Raw genomic sequence first — 7,155 nt, 5'->3', positions numbered from 1 at the left:
TTTTCTTGGGGGGGGGGCGCCGGGCGGGGCGGCGCCGCGCGGCGCGGGGGGCACCGCGGTGGGGCCCCCACGCGGGCGGGGGGGGGGGCCAGCCCCCCCCCCCCCCCCGGCCGTCCTGGTTCATCACGACGACGGGCCCGGTGCCCGGGTGGCTCGGAGGTGAGCGGCCCGCGGCCCGGTCAGCTCACGTCCGGCGGTCCTGCCGGCAGATCGGGCAGTTGCTCAGGCCGGCCTTCTCGGCCTCGGCCCGGGACATGGTCTCGATGCCGCTGCCGCCGATGCTGGCGCCCTTGACGAGGGGGCAGTCGGAATCGTGGAAGCGGCGGGTGCCGACGATGACCGTGACCGTCTCGCCGTCCGCCTCCCGCTCCTGGGGCGCGGGACGCGGCCGGTCCTCGACGGCCGGGACACCTCCGGGGGAGGTGTCGTCGCCCCGGTCGTGGGAGGCGTCACGGTCGTGGGAGGCGTCACGGACGGGGACGTCACGGTCGTCGCGGGAGGAGCCGGTGGCGGGCACCTCGGCCGCGGTGGCCTCGGGCGTCGCGCCGGCCGGGGCCGACCCGGGGGCCGGAGCGTGTTCCGCGGAGGTGGAGTCGGCCGCTACCTGCCGCCCGGCGCGCCCGGGTGCGGTCTCGGCCGGCTCCACCGGTTCGGGGGCGCCGCCCTCGGCGGTCGTCTCTCTCCCGGAACCCGAGGGCTCCGGGGAGGCGTCCCGCCCGGCGGCGGTCGTGGTCTCCGATTCCGCCTCCGTGGAGACCTCACCGCCGGAGACGGCCCCGGCGCGGGCCTTCCCGCCGGCGGGCTCGGTCTTCGCGGAGTCGGTCTTCGCGGAGGTCTCCGTGCTCTCCTGCCCGGAGGCCTGCGCGACCACGTCGCGGCTGAACCAGCTGGTGGCCTCGGACGCGGCGTGCGGGATCTCGGGGACCCTCGGCAGCTGGATCGCCGGGCGGGCCGGCGGCTCCGCCGGGCGGGCCGGGGAGCTCGCGGCCTCCTGAGGCCGCTCCTGCGGCTCGGGCGACCGGACGTAGGGCCGGGCGACCGGGACGACGGGCTCCTGCGGGGAGCGCTGGGTCTCCTGGCGGGACGCGGTGCTCTCGTACCCGGTCGCGGAGGTTGCCGGCCCGGCGGGTGCGGCGTCGCGTCCGGCGGCCGGAGACGTCGAGGGCGCCGGGGAGATCCGGGACGCCGGAGCCACCGGAGCCGCAGGAGACTCGGCCCTGGTCTGCGAAGCCTCGAAGCGGGCCTGCGTGGCCTCGCCTCCGGGCCGCTGCGACTCGGACCGCTGGGATTCGGGCCGCTGGGACTCGGGCCGCGCTCCGGGGGCCTGCTGCCCGCCGGACGGGGCCGCGGACTGCACGGGGGGTTGCACGGGACGGTACGGGGAGGTGAAGCGGGCCGTGGCCTCCTGAGGGCCCGGCTCGCGAGCCTCGCCGAGGGAGCCGGACTCGTGGGAGACGCTCAGCGGCGCTTCGGGCTTGCTCGGCCCGGGCGAGGTCTCCCGCGACTGGGACCCGGAGCCGGCGTCGGCGGGCAGGCACGTGGTGCAGGGCGTGAAGCCCTCCTCCCGCGCCTCCTCGTGGGTGAGCTCCTCATGATCCCTGCCGGCCAGCTGGCGGCATCCCGCGACGTGGTAGCGCTTGCGGCCGGGGATGACCAGCACGATCGCCTCGGGGTCCAGGGCGCCCCGCCTCGCCGCGGCGGCGGTGGCCGGCCCGGCCACCGGACCGCGTCGCGGCTGGGTCGGGACGGCGGGCACCTGCGGCATCCCGTGCCGCACCATCATCTGCTGCGGCGCGGAGGGCTGGTTCGGCAGCTGGGCCTGCATGCCGTGCGGCTGGACCGGCATACCGTGCGGCGCGGGGAGTGGCCCGGCCGGCATCGGTCCCTTCGGAGGAAGGGGCTGGGAGGCCCCGGCGTCCCCGCCGGGGAACAACTCGTGGCGGCGCAACAACGCCCCGATCACCAGGAAGACTGCGGACAGCATGCTGACCGCGATCGACCAAATGACCAGGAACGGCTTGGCCAGCACGAACCCCGCGATGAGCAGGACGATGGCCGTGAGTACCAAACCGGCGCTGATGAGGATCACAGAGAGACTCCCGGATGCGGGCCAAAGGGATGACCCGACACCTTAGCGGCGGTCGTTGTGAGGACCGTCAACGCCCTGGAAGGCGCCAGAATGCTGCGAGGGGTCGCCGCCGAACGGGTTGGGCGCGCTCTGGAGGGTCGGCTGACCGCCCTGAGCCACCGCGTGGGACATGGCCGGAGGCCCGCTCACGATCGGGAACCCGCCGCTGCCCTCGGCAGCCACGTTCAGCTCGGCAAGCTGGTTCTCCAGGTACAGCTTCAGACGGCTGCGATACTCGCGCTCGAAGCTGCGAAGCTCCTCGACCTTGCGCTCGAGCTCGTCGCGGGTCTGCACCAGGGAGCCCATGGCCTGACGGTGCCGCTCCTGCGCGTCGCGCTCCAGCGTCTCCGCTCGGGCACGCGCGTCACCGATGACCTGCTCGGCCTGGCGACGTGCCTTGCCGAGGATGTCGTCGGCCTCGCGGCGCGCCCGGGTCACCGTCTCGTCCGCCTCCCGGCGGGCGTCGGCGATGGCCTGGTCGGCGGTCTGCTGCGCGAGGGCGAGCACCCGGGCCGCGGTGTCCATGTTGTCCTCGGCCGGAGGCATTCCCATTCCGACGGGAACGGGCTGCTGATGCTGCACCGGCTCGGGGGCGCGCATCGGCTCCGGCTGCTGCATCATCATCTCGGGCTTGGGCTCGGCGATGGGGGCGGGCGCCATGGCCATGCCCATACCGCCGGGGACCTTGCCCCGCAGGCACTCCGCCAGCTTGGCGCGGAGCTCCTCGTTCTCCTGAATGAGACGGTCCAACTCGGACTCGACCTCATCGAGGAAGGCGTCAACCTCTTCCTCGTCGTAACCCGGCCGAAGTCGGGTCGTACTGAATTGCTTGTTCCGCACGTCGGCGGGCGTCAGCGGCATTTCGGTCTCCTTGGCGCGCTTGGAGTCTGTCCGGGGGGACGGTACCCGATCAACGAAGCGCGGACACGAGTTGGATCAAGACCAAGACCACAATGAACAGCACTGTGAAGCTTAGGTCAAAGGCCACCGTACCCAACCGGAGTGGTGGAATGAAACGGCGGAGGAACTTGAGAGGTGGATCGGTCACCGTGTACACGGCTTCCGCCAGCACCAGGACGATGCCGGTGGGGCGCCACTGACGTGCGAACGCCTGCACCGTCTCGAAGATCATTCTGCCGATCAGCAGGATGAGATAGATGGACAGGATGAAGACCAAGGTCCCGCTAACGATCCCCACGGTCCGTACCCGCCTCCACTCCGCTCTGCCGTCCTCTGTCCCGTCGGGACCTGTCGGGCCGGTCACTGTTCATGGTGGAACTCTAGCTCTGGTTGAAGAATCCGCGTTCCGCGATTCGGGCCTTGTCCTCGGCGGTCACCTCGACATTGGCTGGGGACAACAGGAACACCTTGTTGGTAACACGTTCGATGCTGCCGTGTAGGCCAAAGACCAGACCTGCCGCGAAATCGACGAGCCGCTTGGCGTCGCTGTCAACCATCTCGGTCAGGTTCATGATGACGGGGGTGCCGTCACGGAAGTGCTCACCGATGGTCCGCGCCTCGTTGTACGTGCGAGGGTGAAGCGTGGTGATGCGCGCCAGATCGGTCGTACGGCGCTCCAGGAGGGCCGTCGCGGGCCTCGGAGCGGGCACGCCGGGATCGGTGTCGTCCTGGAGGTCGTGGACCGTGCCAGGGCGTTCGTCACCCTCGCGGCGCGCGTCGTCGAACTCCTCGTACTCGTCGTCGGGGTAGCTGTCGTATCTCTCGTAGCGGTCGTCCTCAACAAGACCGAGGTAGACCGCCATCTTGCGCATCGCGCCGGCCATCGCTACTTCTTCCTCCGTCTTACTTCAGATGTGCCCGAGGGGCCAGCCCGACCGCCTTGAGCTCACCACCGTTCGACCGCTGTCCGGATACGCGGACGCCAAGGCCCACTTGAAGGGACATTACCTGACGAAGGGCTTCCTGCGACCGAGCAACGCCGTACCAACACGCAGGTGTGTCGCGCCGTTGGCGATAGCCTGGGATATGTCCCCGCTCATTCCCGCCGAGATGACACCGGCGCCCGGGTGGGTCTTCTGGACCGACCGCGCGATCTCCCTCAGCCTCGCGAACGCCGCGCCCGCCTCCTCGCCCAGCGGCGCGACCGCCATCACCCCGCCCAGCTCCAGCCCCTCCGCCGCGGCGACGGCGTCGGCCAGTGCCTCCACCTCCCCGGGCCTCGCCCCGCCCCGGCCGGGATCGCCGTCGAGCGCGACCTGCACCAGGCAGGTGACCGGGCGTCCCGCCGCGAGCGCCTCCCTGCTCAGCGCGGCGACCAGGCGCGGGCGGTCGACCGAGTGGACGACGTCCGCGTAACCGACCACCGAGCGGACCTTGTTGGTCTGCAACTGGCCGACGAAGTGCCAGCGGAGACCGAGCCCGGCGCATTCGCGCGCCTTGGCGGAGGCCTCCTGGTCGCGGTTCTCCCCGACGTCGGTGATCCCGAGTTCGGCCAGGAACCGCACGTCGGAGGCGGGGTAGGTCTTGCTCACCGCGATGAGGGTCAGTTCCTCACGGCGACGGCCGGCGGCCCGGCAGGCTTCGGCGATCTCCGCCTCGACCCGGGCCAGCCCGGCCGCGATCTCGTCACGTCGTGTTGTTTCCGTCACATCTCCGCCGCTCGGACACTGGCAAACCGGCGGAGCCCATTCTTCCCGGCACGGCCGGGCGGTCCGGCACCGCCCCCACCGTGAGAGATGTCACTTCAGGAAGTCGGGGACGTCCAGCTCCTCTTCCTGCTCCTCGAAGATCACCGGCCGGCGCCGGGCGGGGTCGGCGGCCCTGGCGGAGATCGGCGTCGGCTGCGAGGGCTCGGGAGCCGGGCGCGGGATCGACAACGGCGGAGAGTGCGGCTCCTCCACGCGGTGCGGCTCGGCGTGCTCCGCCGAGGACTGCGCCTGCTGGACCGGGTAGATCTGCTGCGGCTGGGGCGCCGGCTCGGCCGGGGCGGGCTGCGGGCTGGAGACCGGCCGCATCGGCGGGGGCGGCGCGTGCTCCACCCTGGGCTCGGGGCGCGGTTCGGGGCGGGGCTCCGGACGGGGCTCGGCCTTGACCGTGGGCGCCAGCGGGCGGACCGGAGGGGTCGCCGAGGGCGGCTGGGCCGGGCGCGAGACGGACTGCGGGCGCGCGGCCGGCTGCGCGAGCGGCTTGGGCTCGGGAGCGGGCTCGTCGAACCCGGCCGCGATCACGGTGACGCGCACCTCGTCGCCGAGGGCGTCGTCGATGACCGTACCGAAGATGATGTTGGCATCCGGCGCCGCGGCGGTGGAGACGAGCTGGGCCGCCTCGTTGATCTCGAACAGGCCGAGGTCGGAGCCGCCGGCGATCGACAGCAGCACGCCGTGCGCGCCGTCGATGCTGGCCTCCAGCAGCGGGCTGGAGACGGCCATCTCGGCCGCCGCGACCGAGCGGTCGTCGCCGCGGGCGTGACCGATGCCCATCAGGGCGGAGCCGGCCCCGGACATGACCGACTTCACGTCGGCGAAGTCGAGGTTGATCAGGCCGGGCGTGGTGATCAGGTCGGTGATGCCCTGGACACCGGAGAGCAGCACCTGGTCGGCCGCCTTGAAGGCGTCCAGCACGCTCACCTGCCGGTCGGAGATCGACAGCAGCCGGTCGTTCGGGATCACGATGAGGGTGTCGACCTCCTCGCGGAGGGTCTCGATGCCGGCGTCGGCCTGCATCGCCCTGCGCCGCCCCTCGAAGCTGAAGGGCCGGGTCACCACGCCGATGGTCAGCGCGCCCAGCGTGCGGGCGATGTTGGCCACCACCGGGGCACCGCCGGTGCCCGTGCCGCCGCCCTCACCGGCCGTGACGAAAACCATGTCGGCCCCCTTGAGGACCTCCTCGATCTCCTCGCGGTGGTCCTCGGCCGCCTTGCGCCCGACTTCGGGGTTGGCCCCCGCGCCGAGGCCGCGGGTGAGTTCGCGCCCGACGTCGAGCTTGACGTCGGCGTCACTCATCAGCAGCGCCTGGGCGTCGGTATTGATGGCGATGAACTCGACGCCCTTGAGTCCCTCCTCGATCATCCGGTTGACGGCGTTGACTCCGCCTCCGCCGATTCCTACAACCTTGATGACCGCGAGGTAGTTCTGCGGTGCTGCCACGACGAGGGGCCTTTCCGCTCGTTGACTTGCAATTTCATGCGGCACGGGGCCCGTGCCGTCGTTTCCAAAACCCTCACCCTCAAGTTGAGATTTAGCTTTATGTCAACCTGAGGAGTGATACGGACAGTAGGAGTTGCGCTCCTGGCGGGTCAACTAACCGCGCCGCAGCGCGTTCAGCGTGTCGCGGGCCGCCCTTTTCCGGGAACGCTCCGGGAACGCCCGCCATCCGATGAGATCACCTGACCGTCACGACGTCAGGCGAACTGACGTCATAGGTGTCGGCCGGGCGCTTGAGCAGCGTAACAAGGATCCGCGCCTTGTCGGCGGGACGGTCACCGCCGCCCCACACGATCGCGCGGCCGTCCTTGAGGCGCAGCGAGACCGTCTCCGCCGACGGCGCGAGCACCTCCGCGACCTTGCGGGCGAGATTCTCCGGCAGCGCGGTGATGACGGTGAGCGCCGCCGCGGTCGCCGGATCCGCCGGGCCGGGGCGCGACACCCGCAGCACCGGCAGCGCCGGGGGCGCGACGTCCTTGACCTCGGTGACCATCCCGTGGCGGTCCATCAGCGCGGACCTCTCACCGACCGGCACCACCGCGACCGGCTCGCGCTCCACGACCTCGACGCGCAGGGTGCCCGGCCAGCCGCGGCTGACCGTCACCGACTCGACCTGCGGGATCCTGCCGACCCTGCCCTCGACCTCGGCCACGTCGACGGTGGCCAGGGGCGTGTCCGCGGCCACCTGCGCCGCCCGCCGGATCTGCTCGGCGGACAGGCCCGCGTTGCCGACCACCTGGATGTCCCGCACCCCGAGCACCGGGGAGAAGAACACCAGCCACGCGGCGATGCCCACCACCCCCACGGTGAGCAGGGCCAGGAAGGCCGACCTCCAGACCCCGTTCATCGCCACTCCCCCTCCGG

At 71.9% G+C, this 7,155-nt stretch carries 7 protein-coding genes; all 7 read right to left on the bottom strand.

Annotation, left to right across the window (positions count from 1 at the left end; genetic code table 11):
• Nucleotides 1–184 precede the first annotated feature (184 nt).
• Nucleotides 185–2,089, bottom strand: a complete 1,905-nt coding sequence (locus AB0G15_RS35835; RefSeq protein WP_362848766.1) for a hypothetical protein — start codon at nucleotides 2,087–2,089, stop codon at nucleotides 185–187.
• A 42-nt stretch (nucleotides 2,090–2,131) separates the two neighbouring features.
• Complete coding sequence (locus AB0G15_RS35830; protein WP_350973933.1) at nucleotides 2,132–2,989, bottom strand: DivIVA domain-containing protein; 858 nt, start codon at nucleotides 2,987–2,989, stop codon at nucleotides 2,132–2,134.
• Between the two features lie 49 nt (nucleotides 2,990–3,038).
• Nucleotides 3,039–3,305, bottom strand: coding sequence for a YggT family protein (locus AB0G15_RS35825; protein ID WP_362848763.1), 267 nt, complete (start codon nucleotides 3,303–3,305; stop codon nucleotides 3,039–3,041).
• Between the two features lie 103 nt (nucleotides 3,306–3,408).
• On the bottom strand, nucleotides 3,409–3,912 hold the full coding sequence (sepF, locus tag AB0G15_RS35820; RefSeq protein ID WP_329093101.1) for a cell division protein SepF: 504 nt from the start codon (nucleotides 3,910–3,912) through the stop codon (nucleotides 3,409–3,411).
• Nucleotides 3,913–4,032: 120 nt separating this feature from the next.
• Nucleotides 4,033–4,737 carry a YggS family pyridoxal phosphate-dependent enzyme gene (locus AB0G15_RS35815; protein ID WP_362848761.1) on the bottom strand — a complete coding sequence of 235 codons (705 nt, stop codon included), beginning with the start codon at nucleotides 4,735–4,737 and terminating at the stop codon, nucleotides 4,033–4,035.
• Nucleotides 4,738–4,827: 90 nt separating this feature from the next.
• A complete protein-coding gene (ftsZ, locus tag AB0G15_RS35810; RefSeq protein ID WP_362676378.1) occupies nucleotides 4,828–6,234 on the bottom strand; it encodes a cell division protein FtsZ in 1,407 nt (468 codons plus the stop codon).
• Nucleotides 6,235–6,469: 235 nt separating this feature from the next.
• Nucleotides 6,470–7,138: an FtsQ-type POTRA domain-containing protein gene (locus AB0G15_RS35805; RefSeq protein WP_362848757.1), complete on the bottom strand. Its 669-nt coding sequence runs from the start codon at nucleotides 7,136–7,138 to the stop codon at nucleotides 6,470–6,472.
• Nucleotides 7,139–7,155: the final 17 nt, after the last annotated feature.

This window comes from Streptosporangium sp. NPDC023825 (assembly GCF_040639575.1).
GTDB lineage: Bacteria > Actinomycetota > Actinomycetes > Streptosporangiales > Streptosporangiaceae > Streptosporangium.
The sequence above is the reverse complement of the archived record's forward strand: the minus strand, read 5'-3'. Positions and strand labels throughout refer to the sequence as shown.

Coding starts and splice junctions, on each gene's coding strand:
- sepF (WP_329093101.1), bottom strand. CDS start 3,912: ATGGCCGGCGCGATGCGCAAGATGGCGGTCTACCTCGGTCTTGTTGAG.
- AB0G15_RS35805 (WP_362848757.1), bottom strand. CDS start 7,138: ATGAACGGGGTCTGGAGGTCGGCCTTCCTGGCCCTGCTCACCGTGGGG.
- AB0G15_RS35830 (WP_350973933.1), bottom strand. CDS start 2,989: ATGCCGCTGACGCCCGCCGACGTGCGGAACAAGCAATTCAGTACGACC.